The sequence below is a fragment of the Gemmatimonas sp. genome, from assembly GCF_044345575.1.
In the GTDB taxonomy this organism is placed as follows: domain Bacteria; phylum Gemmatimonadota; class Gemmatimonadetes; order Gemmatimonadales; family Gemmatimonadaceae; genus Gemmatimonas.
This window is the reverse complement of the sequence record NZ_JBIJAW010000048.1, coordinates 1-16344: the sequence shown is the minus strand read 5'-3', so window position 1 is coordinate 16344 and position 16344 is coordinate 1. Positions and strand designations below refer to the sequence as shown.

Annotated in this window: 17 protein-coding genes and 3 tRNA genes; 19 read left to right on the top strand and 1 reads right to left on the bottom strand. The window is 66.6% G+C overall.

Annotated elements, in window-relative coordinates; translation table 11 throughout:
* The 9 genes from infB to ACIQ6O_RS04980 form a co-directional block, all read left to right on the top strand.
* The coding region (gene infB / locus ACIQ6O_RS05020; RefSeq protein ID WP_396206691.1) for a translation initiation factor IF-2 at positions 1 to 1983 on the top strand (1983 nt) is incomplete at its 5' end.
* A gap of 9 nt (positions 1984 to 1992) precedes the next feature.
* The gene (gene rbfA, locus ACIQ6O_RS05015; protein WP_396206690.1) at positions 1993 to 2430 is read left to right on the top strand and encodes a 30S ribosome-binding factor RbfA; all 438 of its coding nucleotides are present in this window, start codon (positions 1993 to 1995) and stop codon (positions 2428 to 2430) included.
* A 70-nt stretch (positions 2431 to 2500) separates the two neighbouring features.
* A complete protein-coding gene (gene truB, locus ACIQ6O_RS05010; RefSeq protein WP_396206689.1) occupies positions 2501 to 3382 on the top strand; it encodes a tRNA pseudouridine(55) synthase TruB in 882 nt (293 codons plus the stop codon).
* Positions 3383 to 3434: 52 nt separating this feature from the next.
* Positions 3435 to 4388: a bifunctional riboflavin kinase/FAD synthetase gene (locus ACIQ6O_RS05005; protein WP_396206688.1), complete on the top strand. Its 954-nt coding sequence runs from the start codon at positions 3435 to 3437 to the stop codon at positions 4386 to 4388.
* A gap of 77 nt (positions 4389 to 4465) precedes the next feature.
* The gene (gene secD / locus ACIQ6O_RS05000) at positions 4466 to 6160 is read left to right on the top strand and encodes a protein translocase subunit SecD (protein ID WP_396206687.1); all 1695 of its coding nucleotides are present in this window, start codon (positions 4466 to 4468) and stop codon (positions 6158 to 6160) included.
* Between the two features lie 7 nt (positions 6161 to 6167).
* Positions 6168 to 7184, top strand: a complete 1017-nt coding sequence (gene secF, locus ACIQ6O_RS04995; protein WP_396206686.1) for a protein translocase subunit SecF — start codon at positions 6168 to 6170, stop codon at positions 7182 to 7184.
* 34 nt (positions 7185 to 7218) lie between these two features.
* Positions 7219 to 8016 (top strand): TatD family hydrolase, encoded by a 798-nt coding sequence (locus tag ACIQ6O_RS04990; protein WP_396206685.1) that lies wholly within the window; start codon positions 7219 to 7221, stop codon positions 8014 to 8016.
* Positions 8013 to 8402, top strand: coding sequence for a RidA family protein (locus ACIQ6O_RS04985; RefSeq protein WP_396206684.1), 390 nt, complete (start codon positions 8013 to 8015; stop codon positions 8400 to 8402). Before ACIQ6O_RS04990 ends, ACIQ6O_RS04985 begins: the two co-directional genes overlap by 4 nt.
* A gap of 14 nt (positions 8403 to 8416) precedes the next feature.
* Positions 8417 to 9067 (top strand): hypothetical protein, encoded by a 651-nt coding sequence (locus tag ACIQ6O_RS04980; RefSeq protein WP_396206683.1) that lies wholly within the window; start codon positions 8417 to 8419, stop codon positions 9065 to 9067.
* A 32-nt stretch (positions 9068 to 9099) separates the two neighbouring features.
* Here the strand turns inward: ACIQ6O_RS04980 and ACIQ6O_RS04975 are convergent, their stop codons facing one another.
* Positions 9100 to 9861, bottom strand: a complete 762-nt coding sequence (locus ACIQ6O_RS04975; RefSeq protein WP_396206682.1) for a UDP-2,3-diacylglucosamine diphosphatase — start codon at positions 9859 to 9861, stop codon at positions 9100 to 9102.
* An 84-nt stretch (positions 9862 to 9945) separates the two neighbouring features.
* Here ACIQ6O_RS04975 and ACIQ6O_RS04970 point away from each other — a divergent pair, with 84 nt between their 5' ends.
* The 10 genes from ACIQ6O_RS04970 to ACIQ6O_RS04925 all read left to right on the top strand — a co-directional run bounded on the left by ACIQ6O_RS04970 (position 9946) and on the right by ACIQ6O_RS04925 (position 15706).
* Positions 9946 to 10392: an acyl-CoA thioesterase gene (locus ACIQ6O_RS04970; RefSeq protein WP_396206681.1), complete on the top strand. Its 447-nt coding sequence runs from the start codon at positions 9946 to 9948 to the stop codon at positions 10390 to 10392.
* Entirely contained in the window at positions 10385 to 12130 is a 1746-nt protein-coding gene (locus ACIQ6O_RS04965) for a peptidylprolyl isomerase (protein ID WP_396206680.1), read from the top strand. The genes ACIQ6O_RS04970 and ACIQ6O_RS04965 overlap by 8 nt, the downstream gene beginning before the upstream one ends.
* Positions 12127 to 12858: a hypothetical protein gene (locus ACIQ6O_RS04960; protein ID WP_396206679.1), complete on the top strand. Its 732-nt coding sequence runs from the start codon at positions 12127 to 12129 to the stop codon at positions 12856 to 12858. The genes ACIQ6O_RS04965 and ACIQ6O_RS04960 overlap by 4 nt, the downstream gene beginning before the upstream one ends.
* Positions 12859 to 12937: 79 nt before the next feature.
* Positions 12938 to 13450 carry an LptE family protein gene (locus tag ACIQ6O_RS04955; RefSeq protein WP_396206678.1) on the top strand — a complete coding sequence of 171 codons (513 nt, stop codon included), beginning with the start codon at positions 12938 to 12940 and terminating at the stop codon, positions 13448 to 13450.
* A 35-nt stretch (positions 13451 to 13485) separates the two neighbouring features.
* Complete coding sequence (gene rfaE2 / locus ACIQ6O_RS04950) at positions 13486 to 13932, top strand: D-glycero-beta-D-manno-heptose 1-phosphate adenylyltransferase (protein WP_396206677.1); 447 nt, start codon at positions 13486 to 13488, stop codon at positions 13930 to 13932.
* A gap of 25 nt (positions 13933 to 13957) precedes the next feature.
* Positions 13958 to 14677, top strand: a complete 720-nt coding sequence (rph, locus tag ACIQ6O_RS04945; RefSeq protein WP_396206692.1) for a ribonuclease PH — start codon at positions 13958 to 13960, stop codon at positions 14675 to 14677.
* 8 nt (positions 14678 to 14685) lie between these two features.
* Positions 14686 to 15354 (top strand): non-canonical purine NTP pyrophosphatase, encoded by a 669-nt coding sequence (locus tag ACIQ6O_RS04940; protein ID WP_396206676.1) that lies wholly within the window; start codon positions 14686 to 14688, stop codon positions 15352 to 15354.
* A 33-nt stretch (positions 15355 to 15387) separates the two neighbouring features.
* Positions 15388 to 15461 (top strand) — tRNA-Pro (locus ACIQ6O_RS04935).
* A 65-nt stretch (positions 15462 to 15526) separates the two neighbouring features.
* Positions 15527 to 15600 (top strand) — tRNA-Arg (locus ACIQ6O_RS04930).
* A 34-nt stretch (positions 15601 to 15634) separates the two neighbouring features.
* Positions 15635 to 15706 (top strand) — tRNA-Lys (locus tag ACIQ6O_RS04925).
* Positions 15707 to 16344 lie beyond the last annotated feature (638 nt).

The following is a 16344-nucleotide window of genomic DNA, read 5'->3' as shown; positions in this document are numbered from 1 at the left end:
CAGGGCGGCGGCCAGAACCAGCAGCGCCGCGGCAAGAAGAACAAGCGTGGGGCGGTCGACCAGGAAGCCGTGTCGGCCAACATCACCAAGACGATGACCGCCATGCGCGGAGCGCCGACGCGCGGCCGCCCCGGTCGTCGATTTGGCGCTGAAATGCGCGCCGAGGCCGAGGAGCAGCGGCAGATCGCGGCCGAGCGCGAACGGAAGACCGTGCGCGTCAACGAATTCATCACGGTCTCCGAACTCGCGCAGATCCTCGGCATCTCCGCCACGCAGATCGTGGGCTTCGCGTTCAAGTCGCTGGGCCTCATGGTCACCATCAACCAGCGACTCGATTTCGACCAGATCGAACTCATCGCCGGTGAGTTCGGCTTCCAGGCCGTCAAGGAAAGCGACTACGCGGCTGATGTGCCCGATCAGGGCGACGAAGACCGCGAGGAAGATCTCCGGCCGCGTCCGCCGGTCGTCACGATCATGGGTCACGTTGACCACGGTAAGACCTCGCTGCTCGACTACATCCGCAAGGCCAATGTCGTGGCCGGCGAAGCGGGCGGCATCACGCAGCACATCGGTGCCTATCACGTGGAGGTGGCCGGCAAGCGCACCATCACGTTCCTCGACACACCGGGTCACGAGGCGTTCACCGCCATGCGTGCCCGTGGTGCCCAGGTCACCGACATCGTCGTCATCGTCATCGCCGCCGACGACCAGGTCATGCCGCAGACGGTCGAAGCCATTTCGCATGCGAAGTCGGCCGGCGTGCCGATCATCATCGCGATCAACAAGGTCGACCTCCCCACGGCCAACATCGAGAAGGTCAAGCAGGACCTGCTGCAGCACGAAGTCGTGCTCGAAGACTTCGGCGGCACAGTGCTGCACTCCGAGATCTCGGCCAAGAAGGGTACCGGCGTGCCGGCACTCCTCGACCAGATTCTGCTGCAGTCCGACATTCTCGAACTCAAGGCCAATCCGTCGCGCCGCGCCGTCGGCTCGGTGGTGGAAGCCCAGCTCGACCAGGGTAAGGGCCCCGTGGCCACCGTGCTGGTACAGAACGGTACGCTCAAGGTCGGTGACGACTACATCTGCGGCATTCACTCGGGTCGCGTGCGCGCCATGCTCGACGAGCGCGGCAAGCAGGTGAAGGAAGCCGGGCCGGCCATTCCGGTGCAGATCCTCGGCCTCACGGGCGTGCCCATGGCCGGTGATCAGCTCCTCGTGGTCGACGACGCCACGGCCGCACGCGAAATCGCGCAGCGTCGTGAACGGCTCGATCGCGAAGCCAAGAGTCGCCGCACCACGCGTGGTGTGGTGTCGCTCGAAGACTTCATGTCGCAGGCCGCTGCCGGCCAGAAGCGCCAGCTGCGCCTCGTCATCAAGGCCGACCAGGGTGGTCCGGCGGAAGCGCTCGCCGACGCCCTGCAGCAGCTCTCGAACAACGAAGTGCAGGTGGAGATCATCCACCGTGCGGTTGGTGCCATCGCCGAAAGCGACATCCTGCTCGCCAAGGCCGCCGGCGCCATCATCATCGGCTTCCACGTGCGTCCCGATAACAACGCGCGGAACGCGGCCGAGCGTGAGGGCGTGGACATCAAGCTCTATCGCATCATCTACGAGGCCGTGGCCGATGTGAAGGCCGCCCTCGAAGGCATGCTGCGCCCGGAAGAACGCGAAGTGGTGTTCGGCGAAGCCGAGGTGCGCGAAACGTTCAAGGTGGCCCGCATCGGCACCATCGCCGGTACCATCGTGCGCTCGGGTATCATCAACCGGAAGGGACGCATCCGCGTTATCCGCGATGGTATCGAGATCTACGACGGCGCTATCGCCTCGCTGCGTCGCTTCAAGGACGACGTCAACGAGGTCAAGGAAGGCTACGAGTGCGGTATCGGCATCGAAAACTTCAACGATCTCAAGATCGGCGACGTGTTCGAGTGCTACCGCACGGAGGAAGTGGCGCGTACGCTCGATCAGGCCTCCAAGACCTGAGGAGGGAACATGGGCGAACCGCGTCGACCTGACCGCGTCGCCGAAGCCATTCGTGAGCAGGTCGCGACCTTCCTGTCGGAAGGCGCGAAGGACCCACGGATCAAAGCGTTCGTCACCGTGACCGCGGTGGACGTGACGCGCGACCTTCGGCACGCGACGGTCTTCGTCAGCCTCATGGGCGACGAAGCCGACAAGAAGTCCACGATGCAGGGGCTGGGCAGTGTCGCCAGCCATCTCCGGTCGGTGCTGGGCAAGACGCTGCGTCTGCGCAATGCACCGGAAATCCATTTCCGGACCGACGAGAGCGTCGCCCGTGCCTCCCGTATCGAGAGTCTGCTCGCGCAGATTCGCGATGATCGGGAGCAGCGGGAGACTACATCGGACGATGCGCCCCACGGTGAGCTGCCGAGCGGCGATCTGCCCGGCAGCGGCGCCACGGGCGCCTGAGCTACCGCGTCCTCTGTTGGTGATGACGGAGCGGGCGCCGTCCTCTTCGCCGACGCCACTCGCGGGTCTGTTGTACGTCGACAAACCTGCGGGGCGGTCGTCGCACGACATCGTCGGCCTTGTGCGCCGGGCGGCGCGCAGTCGACGGGTCGGCCACGCCGGAACGCTCGATCCGTTCGCGACCGGCCTGCTCGTCGTGGCGGTCGGCCAGGCCACACGCCTGCTGCCCCACGTCGTAGGGGAACCCAAGGTGTACGACGCCGTGATCCGATTCGGCGCCGAAACTGACACGGACGACGCCACCGGGACGGTCACGCGTGAAGCGGCGCCCCCCCAGGCCCATGTGCTGAGCGACGCCCACCACGCGCAGCGACTGGCCGCGGAGGCGCAGCTCACCGGCGTCATCGCACAGGTACCGCCGGCCTTCTCGGCGAAGCATGTGGATGGCCAGCGAGCCTACGATCTCGCCCGGAAAGGACGCGACGTCGCCCTGCCGCCCGTCGATGTACGCATCGATGCGTGGCAATGGCTCGGCGCCGACGGTCATGACTTGCACGTCCGCATCACCTGCGGCGGCGGTACGTACATCCGTGCGCTTGCACGCGATCTTGGCCGCGCGCTGGGCTCCGCGGCGCATTGCCACGCCCTGCGCCGTATCGCGAGTGGGCCCGCGCACGTCGACGACGCCGTGACGGTGGAGCAGTTGGCGCCAGGCGCCATCGCCGACGGTCTCATCATGCTCCGGTCGCCGTTGCCGCTCCTCGGCAACGTGGCGCACGAGGTGCTTGACGACGACCAGCTACGCGATCTGCGTCACGGGCGGCCGGTGCGCGCGTCCGTCGATGGCGAGCGGGCGGCCCTGCTGCGCGCCGGCGAGGTCGTCGCCATGGCGGAACGCACCGCGCGGGACCGCTGGCAGCCGCGTGTCGTGCTGCTGGGGGAGCACGCATGAGGCCGCACGCATGAGGCCGCACGCATGAGGCCGCACGCATGAGGCCGCACGCATGACGGCATACGCCATCGACGTGGGTTTACCGCTTGCCGACGGCGCGGTGATCACGGTCGGGACCTTCGACGGGGTGCATCGAGGGCACCAGGACGTGCTGGCGACGCTCGTGCGCCATGCCGAGGCCCGCGGCTTGCCAAGCGTGGTCATTACCTTCGATCCGCATCCGCTCGAGGTGGTGAACCCGGCGGCGGCCCCGCCGCTGCTCACGCTGACCGAGGAAAAGCTCGCCATCTTTGCGCAGACAGGCGTGTCGTACGTGGCCGTGGTGCCGTTCACCCCCGCGCTCGCGGCGCTCGAAGCGGAGCAGTTTGTCGATGAGGTATTGTTGGGGCGGTTCTCCATGCGTGAGCTGCTCGTGGGCCACGATCACGGATTCGGCCGCGGCCGTATGGGAGACATCGAGGTGCTGCGTCAGCTCGGCCGCAGCCGATCGTTCCAGGTAACGGTCCTGCCACCGGTGCACGCCCCCGACGGACACGCGATCAGTTCCACGGCTATCCGCCGATCGGTCGCCGGTGGTGACCTCGCCCGTGCAGCCCTCGGGCTGGGGCGTCCGTACAGTATTTCCGGCACCGTGGAGCGGGGGGACCAGCGGGGGCGTACCATCGGCTATCCCACGCTCAACCTGTCGCCGCCGTCGCCCCGCAAGCTGCTCCCCCCCGACGGCGTGTATGCCGTGCGCGTCCAGCTGCCTGAGGGGCAGTTCGGCGGAATGCTCAACCTCGGGCCCCGGCCGACCGTCGGCGACCACCAGCGCCGCATCGAGACGCACGTGTTCGATGCGGGCGCAGACTGGTATGGGGCGAGGGTGCGACTCGACTTCATCGCCCGTCTGCGAGGCACCCGGCCGTTTGCGGGGCTCGAGGCGCTGAAGACCCAGCTGGCAGAAGACGAAATGCAGGCGCGCCTCATACTGGCTACCGCACAGCCGACCCCGTCCCTAAGTTAAGGGGCTTGGCGCACTTTGCGCCGTTTCTGGCGCCTCTCCAACCGGCGCGCTGACATTCCCCCTGGCCACCGGCATCGATGGCAAACCTGAAGTACCGCGTCCTGCTCATCGTAGGACTCTTCGCGGCCTCCGCATGGGCCCTCTTCCCGCGCACCGTCGTTGAACGGGTCAAGCGCGATGGCGTGTTCGTGTACGACACCGTGCGTCGTGTCCCGCTCAAGCGTGGGCTCGACCTCCAGGGTGGCATGCACCTGACGCTCGAAGTCGACGAGTCGAAGCAGGCAGTTGCCGACAAGTCCGAAGCACTCGACCGTGCGCTCAAGGTCGTGCGTCAGCGTATCGACGAATTCGGCGTGGCCGAACCGGTCGTGCAGAAGGTCGGCACTGATCGCATCATCGTCGAACTGCCCGGCATCGACGACGCCGAGCGCGCACAGGACGTGGTGCAGAAGTCCGCGTTCCTCGAGTTCCAGATCACCGACGAATCCGGCGCGCTCGACAAGGCTATGCCGCGGTTCGACGAAATCGCGCGTGCCGCCGGCATCGCGGTCGGCTCGCAGGGTGGCGCTGCCACCGCCGGCGACACAGCCAAGTCCACGTCGGTGAACTCGCTGCTCACGCAGAAGACCGACACGGCGGCAAAGAGCGACAGCGCCGCGAAGGACAGTACGGCGGCTGCCGCCACCACCGGTGCGGATACGGGCGCGGCCAAGCCGGTCGCGGGCGGCTTGTTCGCCACGAACATCGTCCCCGGTCAGATTCCCGGCCAGTACATCGTGCCGGAAGCGGCGTTCCCCGCCATCGAGCGCGCGCTGCAGCTTCCCGCCATCCAGGCGGCCATGCCGCCGGGCAAGGTGATCCGCTGGGGCGTGATCGACTCGCTGCAGGCCGGTGCGCAGCGCTTCCGTCCGCTGTACGTGCTCGACGCCCGCCCGATCATCACGGGCGAGGTGCTCACCGATGCGCGTCCGAACACCGACCCGGTGGAAGGCAACGTCGTGCAGTTCACCCTCAACAATGAGGGCGCCCGCCGCTTCAAGGTGGAAACGGGCAAGCACATCCGCGACAACATGGCCATCGTGCTCGACCAGAAGGTCATCACGGCGCCCACGTTGCAGAGTGCGATCGGCCGCAACGGGCAGATCACGCTTGGCGGCGGTTCGCTGCAGGCCGCGCAGGACCTCGCGCTCGTGCTCCGCGCCGGTGCGCTTCCCGTGCCGCTCAAGGTGGCCGAAGTGCGGCAGATCGGTGCCAGCCTCGGTAACGACTCCATCAACAACGGCATCATCGCCCTCGTGGTGGCGTTCGCGCTCGTCCTCGGCATCATGGTCGGCTACTACCGCTTCTCAGGCGCGCTCGCCGTGGCGGCGCTGCTGCTCTACATGGTGTACACGATGGCGATGCTCGCCGGCTTCAACGCCGTGCTCACGCTCCCCGGGCTCGCCGGCTTCGTGCTCTCCATCGGTATCGCGGTCGATGCCAACGTGCTGATCTTCGAGCGTATCCGTGAAGAACTCGATCACGGCAAGTCGGTGCGACTCGCCGTTGAGGAAGGCTTCAAGCACGCGCTCAGCGCCATCGTCGATACGTCGGCGGCCACCATCCTCTCGGGCATGGTGCTCTACCAGTACGGCACCGGTCCGGTGCGCGGCTTCGCCGTCACGCTCGTTGCCGGCCTCGTCGCTTCGCTGTTCACCGCGATCTTCGTGACCAAGACTTTCTTCCTGATCTGGATGAACCGCGACCGCGGCGCCCAGACGCTGAGCATCTGAGGCCGTCATGCTGCGTATCTTTCACGACACCAAGTACGAGTTCATCAAGCACTGGAAGCTCGCCGTCATTCTCACGGTCGCTTTCATCTTTGCCGGGCTCGTCACCTTCGGCATCACCGGCGGTGTGAACTACAGCATCGAGTTCACCGGCGGCACGCTCATGCAGGTGCAGTTCAAGCAGGCCCCCGACGTGTCCGTCGTGCGTGGTACGCTCGACAAGGCGGGGATCACTGGCACCGAAATCCAGCAGTACGGTGGCCCGCTCGACTATACCATCCGTGCGCGCGACGAGAAGCAGGTCGAGGAGCAGGCGGCTGGTGCTGAGGGCATCTCCAAGCAGATCGGGGCGGCGCTCGAGAAGCAGTTCGGTGAGGGCAACGTGACGATCGTGCGGACCGAAGCGGTCGGGCCCAAGGTCGGCGCAGAGCTGCGCAGCGGTGCGGCCATGGCCATGCTCATTGCCTCGCTCTTCACGCTCGTCTACCTCGCCATCCGCTTCGACTGGCGCTTCGGCGCAGCGGCCGTGCTCTCCACGGCACACGATATTCTGGTCACGTTCGCCTTCATCAAGTTGACGAACCTCGAGGTCTCGCTGACCGTGGTCGCGGCCATCCTCACGCTGCTCGGCTACTCGGCCAACGATACGATCATCATCTTCGATCGTGTGCGTGAGAATCTCCGTAAGCCGCACAAGGGCATGACGCTGGCCACGATTCTCGATCGCTCGATCAACGAGACGCTGCCGCGCTCCATCATGACGCACGCCACCACGCTGCTCGCCACGCTGGCGCTGCTCGTGCTGGCGGGTGAGGTCATCCGTCCGTTCGCGTGGGTCATGGCATTCGGTGTGTTCGTGGCCACCTTCTCGTCCATCTACGTGGCCGGACCGGTGCTGCTGTGGATCGAGAGCAAGTACCCGCGTAACGACGACAGCGCCACCGCGCTCGCGGCACGCGCGGGTAAGGATGCCACGCCGCCTGGCAGCCGCGGTGGTCGCGGTGCGGAGCGCCTCGCCGCGCGCTGAACGCGTCGTGAGTCGCGCACAGACTCCGGTGCACGTGGGCGAATTCGCTGACAGTCACGTGCACCTGGCCAGCTCGGCGTTCACCGACGATGTGGACGCCGTGATCGAACGGGCTCGCGCTGCAGGTGCGCGGGCCCTCGTCTGTATCGGTGAGTCTCCGGAGGCCGCCGAGCGAGCGCAGCAGATCGCGGCACGCCATGCCGACCTGGTCTTCCATACCTGTGGGCTTCATCCCCACGATGCGAACGAGTGGGACGGCGAGCGTCATCCACGCGCCATTCGCGACGCGGCAGCGCGCGGCGCCGTGGCCGTGGGAGAATGTGGCCTCGATTACCACTACGAACACGCACCGCGAGCGGTGCAGCGCCAGACACTCGCGGCGCAGGTCGAACTAGCGGCCGAACTCGACCTCCCCATCGTGCTCCATACCCGCGACGCCGAGGAGGACACGCGCGACATGCTCGCCGACGCGGCGAAGGCGCGGGTACGTGGCGTGCTCCACTGTTTCACCGGATCCGAGTTGCTGGCCGAGGCCGCGCTCGCGGTGGGATGGTACGTCTCGTTCAGTGGCATCATCACCTTCCGCAACTGGCACAGTGAGGCGCTGTTGCGTCTCGTGCCCGACGATCGACTGCTGGTGGAATCCGACGCGCCCTATCTGGCGCCGGTGCCCAACCGTGGCAAGCGCAACGAGTCGGGATGGGTGCCGCACACCGTCGCACGACTGGCCGCGGCGCGCGGGAGCGACACCGACGCCATCGCGGCGATCACCTTGCAGAACACCCGTACGTTTTTCCGTCTGCCCACCCCTTCGCCCGAGTCATTCCGATGAGTCTCGAAACCTTGCACACCGATCACGCGCCCAAGGCGATCGGCCCCTACGCGCAGGCCGTGAAGGCCAATGGCTTCCTGTTCACCGCCGGTCAGATCCCGCTGCATCCGGTCACGATGGAGGTCGTGGAGGGTGACGTGGCAGCGCAAACGGAGCAGGTGCTCGCCAATCTGTCGGCGGTGCTCGCGGAAGCCGGCGTCACCTGGAACCATGTGGTGAAGACCACGTGCTTCCTGCGCACGATGGATGACTTCGCGGCCTTCAATGGCGTGTACGCGCGCGTGCTCGGTGATGCCCGTCCGGCACGCTCCACCGTTGCCGTGGCTGGCCTGCCGCGCAATGTGAGCGTGGAGGTCGAACTCGTCGCGGCCCTCCCGGCGCGCTGAGGAGTACCAACCGCATGATCGCTGCCGCACTCATCCGGGCCCTGCGTTCTGGCGGGAGCCGGTCGCTGATGCAGACGGGCCTCATGGCCGGCCTGGTCGGTGGTGCGGTAGCGTCGGCGGACGCACAGAAGGCCCCCGCCGACACGGTGCGTCAGCCGCGCGATACGGTGACCAGGGTCGCGCCCAAGACGGCCGCCGCGGCCGGACCAGTCGCGGCCCGCGGACGGTTCACACCGCCGATCACGCCACGCCGTGCCTTCGTGTACTCGGCGATTGTGCCCGGCCTCGGGCAGGCGCGCCTCGATCGCGGTTCGTCCGGCGCGCTCTTTGCCGCCGTTGAGTTGGCGGCGGTCGTCATGGTGCGTCGTAGCCACGCTGATCTCCGCGAGGCTCGTCGATATCGCACCGATACGCTGCCCACCAACTTCACTGTCGGTCCTGGCGGCACGCTCACACCCGTTGAGCGAGTTACGGGCCGGTACGATGCCGACCTGGTGCGGACCCGGCGTCTGCACGTGGAAGACTGGCTGGCGGCCCTCGCCTTCAATCACCTGTTTGCTGGCGCCGATGCGTTCGTGGCCGCGCAACTCTGGGATATGCCCCTACGGGTGACGGCGGCCCCATCACCCAACGGCACGGTCTTCGCGGCCTCGCTGCGCTTCTGAGGCGCCGTCGGCACCTCGACGCGTCCCGTGCGTCAATCCGGACGCGTGATCGACTCGATCACGTCAACGTCTCCCGACGCTGACCACTGACGACGGCTGATCGCGTCGTCGTCGATGACCAGAAACTGATGGTCGAGATACCACGCGCCAGCATTACCGTAGACCCCGCGACCGGCCGCGGTGAGCGTGGGAACGTGCGAGTGGCCATGCACCACGAGGCGTGGTCCGTCGGCGGCGGTGAGCGCCGCGGTTCCGACCGCCAGCAGTCCACTCCCGCCGTCGCGCGCGCGCCCTTTGCGACTCGTCTTCGAACTGCGCATGGCCACGCGTGTCGCAAAGTCCGGGTGCAGCCATGAATACGCGGCAATCGACCACGGATGGCGCAGTACCGTACGCAGCCGCCGGTACGGCGCATCTTCCTTGGTCCGGAGGCCATCGCCGTGCGCGAGGAGGGTCTCCCACCGGCCGATACGCCCGCGCCACGGCTCCAGGGTGTAGGTGGCCCCCGTCTCCAGCGCGAGCGTCTCGCCTCCCCAGCAATCGTGATTCCCGCCGATCCACAGCACGGGAACACCGGCGTCACGCAAATCGGCCAGCGCGGCCAGCACCCGAAAGCCGGTCCGCGGCATGGCATGCTCCCACGCGAACCAGAAGTCGAAGAGGTCGCCCATGATCACCAGCGAGCGGGCGGTCTCCGGGAGCAGGCGCAAATGCCGTAACAGCCGACGTTCTGAGTCGGCCGACGCGACGCCAAGATGCACGTCGCCGAGGACATGGCATGGGGTAGGGAGCACGGCATCAGTCTAACCCCACGCCGCCAAGGCGACAAACGAGCGCCCACGGATGCGTCGATCGCCTCCAGCCGACATTTTGCAGGCATGGCTTTCGAAACCGTTTCCGAATTGCGTGTCCGGTATGCCGAGACGGACCAGATGGGTGTGGTCTATCACGCCAATTATCTCGTGTGGTGCGAGATCGGGCGCACGGACTTCATTCGCCACGCGGGGCGCAGTTACGCCGACCTCGAACGCGATGGGGTGCTCCTCGCGGTCTCCGACGCGTCGCTGCGGTTCCACGCCTCGGCGCGCTACGACGATCCCATCAAGGTGTACACCTCGCTATCGGCGGTGGGTTCGCGTGGCATGTCGTTCGATTACCGTATCGAGCGGGCGGACACGCACAGCATGCTGGTGCGCGCGGCGACGTCGCTCGTCTGCATCAATCGCGAGGGGCGCCTCACCACGTTGCCGCGTGAGGTGCGGGCGTGGCTCGAGGCGGCCATGAACGGGGAGCACTCGGCGTCGGAGGGCATGCTGAATGACTGATCAGTCGCTATTGCGTGGCGCGCTCGCGCTGGCCCTCGCCGTACTTGCTGCATGCGGACGCAGCTCCACCGCGAGTGTGGCCGCCCCGCCTGTACCAGCGCCGGCGCCGTTGCTGATCAGCGCGGAAGCGCGGTTGCTGGAGATGCTCGATCAGCGGCGCATGGACACGGCGTTGGTGGATGTTCTGCTCGCCGATACTAGCGGCACGCTCCGGGCGAGGACCGCGCTGGCGGTCGGGCAGAATCGCATTCGCCTACGCTACCCCGCGTTGCGCCGGCTGCTGCTCGATGGCGACACGGCGATCGCTGCCAATGCCGCGTATGCCCTGGGGATCGCGCGCGACTACGAGTCCGTGCCGGCCCTCGCGCGCGCGGTGGGAGGCGCACCGGATGCTGTCGCGCGCGAGGCCGCGTGGGCCCTCGGCGAAATGGGGGAGATGGGGAGAACGGTGATTCTGCAATCGCTCGGCGAGGGGCTTGGCGTTCCCGTGGCCCAGAGTCCTATCGCGGTGCGCGCTCCTCTCGTCCGTGCCGCGATGGTGCTCGCCACAGTGAAGTTGCGAAATGCCCCCATGAGCGTGGTCACGCCGTGGTTGGCTGATCCCTCGCCAGACGTTGTGCGGGCGGCTGCGTATGTCGTCGGGCGTCTTCGCGCGCCTGCCGGAGTACGCGCGATGTTCGCCGTGGCGGCGTATCCAGACGAGGAGGTCAGACAGTATGCCGCACGGGCTTTCGCGCGCAGTGCTGCCGGCGATTCGTTGGCGCCGCGCGCGCGTGAAGCGCTTAAGCTGCTCCTGCGAGACGAGAACGAGCGGGTGCGCATCAATGCCACGCAAAGTGCAGCCTCGTATGGTGCGGTGATGGCGGAAGAGCTCGACGTGCGTTGGCGCGATCCGGTACGCAATGTGCGGGTGACGCTCGCCGAATCATTCGCTGACGTGGGAGCGCGCGACCTGGCGCGATGGCAGCGGGCGTGGGATGCGGATACGATGCTCGCCGTGCGGCGCCTCCTGCTGCAGCAGGCGCGCAAGAACGCGCTCCCGCTGTTCGCCGGCGTGGAGATGCAATGGGCGCGGCACGCCGATTGGCGCTATCGCGTCGCCTCGATGGGGAGCGCCGAGCGCGGCGCGTTGATGGACAGCACCGTGCCGAGGTTGCTCGAGAATGATCCGGATCGCCGCGTTCGCCGCGAGGCGATGGCGCGGCTCGCTCCACGCCAGAGCGCGGCGCCAACGGGGCCGCGGTCTACGACGCCGGTGGCGCGGCCTCTCGCCGATTACGAACAGCTCGTGCAGCGCTATTGGCGGCAGGCTGAGTCGCCGAGGGCCATTGTGGAAACGGAGCAGGGCACCATCACCCTCGAACTCTTCGGAGACGAGGCGCCACTGGTCGTGGAGGCATTCACCCGCCTCGCGCAGACCGGCAGGTATCGGAACACGACCTTTCATCGCGTGGTACCCAACTTCGTGGTGCAGGACGGCGACATCGCCAATGGCGATGGGGATACGGAGCCGCCATTCACCCTGCGCGAGAGTTGGACGCGGCGGCGGCACGGACGCGGGTGTCTTGGACTCGCGACGGCCGGACCGGATACCGGCGGCAGTCAGTTCTATTTCTGCCACTCCACCCAGCCGCATCTCGACGGGGGATACACCGTATTCGGTCGCGTCATCGATGGGTTCGACGTGATGGATCGTCTCGTGCAAGGAGATCGCATGATACAGGTCCGGATTCCGTGAGTCATCGTCTGGCCTATGCCATCGGTCGCGTTCGGCGTCTGGTCGTCGTGTTCGGTGTCGGTCGTGCGGTGCTGGCAATTGGACTTGTGGCCATCGCCGGGTGTGCGCCGCTGGCGCGTCCGTTAGCGGGCGCACCCACGCGCGCGGTGCTCCCGCCCACGGTGATCCCGGCGGCGCCCACGGTGTTGCGCTTCACCTGGTCGTACAAGGACGAAACGTTCGAGGCCAACGGCGACGGCGCCGTCCGGCGTCAGGGCCCCGACCGGGCGCGACTCGACTTTTTTCTGCGCAATGGGATGGCGGGCGGGTATGCCATTCTCGTGGGGGATTCGCTCACTATCCCGGGAATCGATCTGGTGAAGCGCATGCTCCCCCCTGTACCGCTCCTCTGGGCCTCGCTGGGGCGGCTGGCGGTGCCGGCCACGACCGACACGGTCGCGCGCCTGGACGGAGACACACTGCGTGCGGATCTGGGGACACTGCGCGGGCGTGATGCATCCGCGGCTGATGGGCGCGCCTGGCGTGTGACCTTTGCCGGGCGCGAGCTGGCACGCGTCGAGCGCATCGAGGGCGGAAGGCTCGTCGAGTGGATGACACGAGGGCCGGGGGACGACGGTGCGCTCCGGTTGGAGTATGTTCATGAGAAGGGCAAGCGCCGGTTGGCCATTGCCGTGTCCGACACCACGATTGTCGAGGGGTTTGATGACGCCATCTGGCGCCGCCGGTGAGCCGCACCGGACCGGGGCGGTTGCAGAGGCCACTGGCACTGCACGAGTCCGCAGCGTTGCCCTGACGAGGCGCGAGTCTGTGCGCGCGCTGGTGCGCGGCCTCGCGTTGGCCGCGGCGGCCAGTCCGCTCGTGGCGGCGTCGTCCGCCTGCTACGGCTTCTCAGGCGGTGGTGGGTTGCCACGCAATCTGAAGACGGTCGCCATTCAGCCGTTCGACAATCAGACCGCGGCGCCAGAGCTGCAGCGCGAATTGTTCGATCAGCTGCGACAAGTGCTGCGGGATCGGTTGAATCTTCGCGAAGCCCCCGAGGCCAAGGCCGATCTGGTCGTACGCGGTACCATCGTCAGCTACGATGTCGACTTGCCGCTCGGCGCCTCGGCCGACGCGCGCAATACCGCGTCCACCCGCCGCCGCCTGCAACTCACGATCGATGTCGAGATCGTCGAGTCGGCAACGACCCGCGTGTTGCTCAACAAGAAGGGCCTGTCGCGCGAGGGCCAGTATGCGGAGGGGGGCGAAGCGACTGGTCGCAAGAATGCCATCGAAAGCATCATGGCCGACATCGTCGAGGGAGTGCAGTCGCAGTGGTAATGGGTGCGGCTCCGCGTCCCCCCGCCTCGAAAGTCATGACCTGGGACACCGCTGCGCAGTGGCGCACGACGGTGCACGGGGCGGTGGTGTTCACCAACGGCGTATTCGACTTGCTACATCCCGGCCATATCGAGGTGCTTGATATGGCGCGTCGCGAAGGCACCGCCCTCGTGGTGGGACTCAACAGCGACGCGTCGGTGAAGCGTCTCAAGGGCCCGTCGCGGCCGGTGCGGAACACGGCGGAGCGTGCCATCGTGCTGGCCGGGCTCGAGTCGGTAGACGCCGTGGTCGTCTTCGATCAGGACACGCCGTTCGAGCTCGTGCAGCGGTTGCAGCCCGATGTCATCGTCAAGGGCGGTGATTATTCTCCCGACACCATCGTCGGCGCCGATCTGGTCGCTGCGCACGGCGGTCGCGTGGTCGTCGTGCCGCTCGTCGCTGGTCAATCCACCACCTCCATCATCGAGAAGCTTCGTGGCTGAATCCATTAACTCCCTGGTCGCGCGGATGGGCCGTACCAACGGCGATTTGCGCGCGGTCTCCATCGAGCGCGGGGCGGTACCATACGCCGAGGGGTCGTGTCTCGTGAGCTTCGGCCGGACGCGCGTGTTGTGTGCTGCGTCGGTGGAGACGGGAGTGCCGGGATGGAAGAAGGGCTCCGGTGAGGGATGGGTGACGGCGGAGTACGCCATGCTGCCGCGGGCGACGCGCACGCGGGTATCGCGTGAGCGCTCGCAGGTGGGTGGGCGGACGCAGGAGATTCAGCGCCTCATCGGGCGTAGCGTGCGGGCTATGCTCGACGGGTTTGCCTTCGGTGAGTTCACGGTGAAGGTCGACTGTGACGTGCTGCAGGCGGACGGCGGAACACGGACGGCGGCCATCACGGGGGCGTGCGTCGCCGTGCACGATGCCTTCGCGTGGATGGTGGCCACCGGTCGGTTGGCGGAGTCCCCTGTGCGGCGTCGCGTGGCCGCGATCAGCGTGGGCGTCATCGATGGTGAGCCGCGCCTCGACTTGGACTACGATGAGGACGTGCGTGCCGGGGTCGACATGAACGTGGTCATGAGCAGTGAGGGGCGTTTCGTGGAAGTGCAGGGCACCGGTGAGCACGGCACGTTCGCGCGCGACGAACTCGATGGGCTTCTTGATCTGGCCGTGCGCGGGATCGGTCAGCTGGATGCGATGCAGGTGGCGGTGCTTGCCACGCCGTTGCCGATGCCCGTGTGAGTGCCGTTGTGTCCGGACCGTCGCGTGAACTCGTGCTCGCAACGCGGAGCGCGGGGAAGCTTCGGGAGCTTGAGCCGCTGCTCGCACAGCATGGTTGGACGGCGATCACACTCGAGCGCCTGGGTGTCCCGGTCGCCGAGGACGAAGAGGCGCTCGAAGTATTCGAGACGTTCGAGGGCAACGCCCTCGCCAAGGCGCGCTACTTCGCTGCGCTGACGGGGCGTGTGGTCGTGGCTGACGACTCGGGGTTGGCGGTCGACGCGCTCGGCGGGCGCCCGGGGGTACACAGCAAGCGATGGTCGGGGAGTGCGCTCGAAGGGGCAGCGCTCGACGCATTCAACAACGCGTATCTGCAGGCGCGTCTCACGGAGGCTGCGCAGGTCGGACGTAGCAGTCGGGAGGCGGCGTACCTCTGCGCGGCCGCCTGCGTGTGGCCAGCGGGTGAGGTGTGCGTGGTGGGGGAGACGCGCGGGCGCTTACTTCATGAGGCGCGAGGAACCGGTGGGTTTGGGTACGATCCGTACTTTTTCTCACATGATCTGCAGGCGACGTTTGCCGAGGTCGATCGTGATCGAAAGGCGGTGGTGAGTCATCGCGGTCGGGCATTTCGCGCACTGTTTGACGAACTCGCGAGTTTTTTCTCGTCAGCAGTTGACCCGGACGCCCGGTCGGGATAACATACCCCGCCGCTGGAAGGCGGTGCTGATGTGCGGGGCGTAGCGTAGCCCGGTATCGCGCCTGCTTTGGGAGCAGGAGGTCGCCGGTTCGAATCCGGCCGCCCCGACTCTGCCGTACCAGCGGATCGGTGGTCGCAGTCAGGTGCCCGTGAGGGTGACCAAGCATGTGCAGGCGCCAGTAGCTCAGATGGATAGAGCGGCAGCCTTCTAAGCTGTTGGTCGGGGGTTCGAATCCCTCCTGGCGCGTAAGCCGCTTCGTAGGACGGCGGGCGAAGTAACCGCACCCTTAGCTCAATGGTAGAGCAGCTGACTCTTAATCAGTAGGTTCTAGGTTCGAGTCCTAGAGGGTGCACTTCGCGGCGGTCGCGCAAGCGACCGCCGCGCTTTTATCTCCGGACTAAAGCTGCGACGGGCAGCGACCGAGATACAAAGGGCGGGTGATGGCGTGTGCGGTGCGGGCACGCCGGCCTTCGGAGCGGTGGATTGCCCGAGGGAAAGAATTCAGGGGGGGGCTTGCGCTTTGGTTCAGAACCGGCGACTATAGCGACCCTTCGCGAAAGCTGTCACTCGACGGCCGACGCAGTGGGCCAGGTGTTTCGGTGGTGTGGCGCGATTTCGATCAGCGCCGTGGCCTCGAAAAAAGAAGCGAAGGGCAGTTGACAACTTCGCATCAACTTGGTAAATATATGGGCTGCCGCTGAAAACGCGGCTTTCAAAAAGATCTAAGTCACGCAGCCGCAAGCGGTTGCGAGTCGATAGAAGTTGGACGCTGTTTGAAAACTGAGAGAGATCGATGGATGTGCGGGGCGGTGTCTATGACCTGCGGCTGATCAGGGCTGCAGCGAGACATCAAACCTGAATTTCTGTGATTCCGTGCGGATCGCCTGCTTTGGCGGGATGGATCCCATGGGAGAGCCTATCAAAAGGCTCCAAAGGGTAACCATTGGAGAGTTTGATCCTGGCTCAGGACGAACGCTGGCGGCGTGCTTA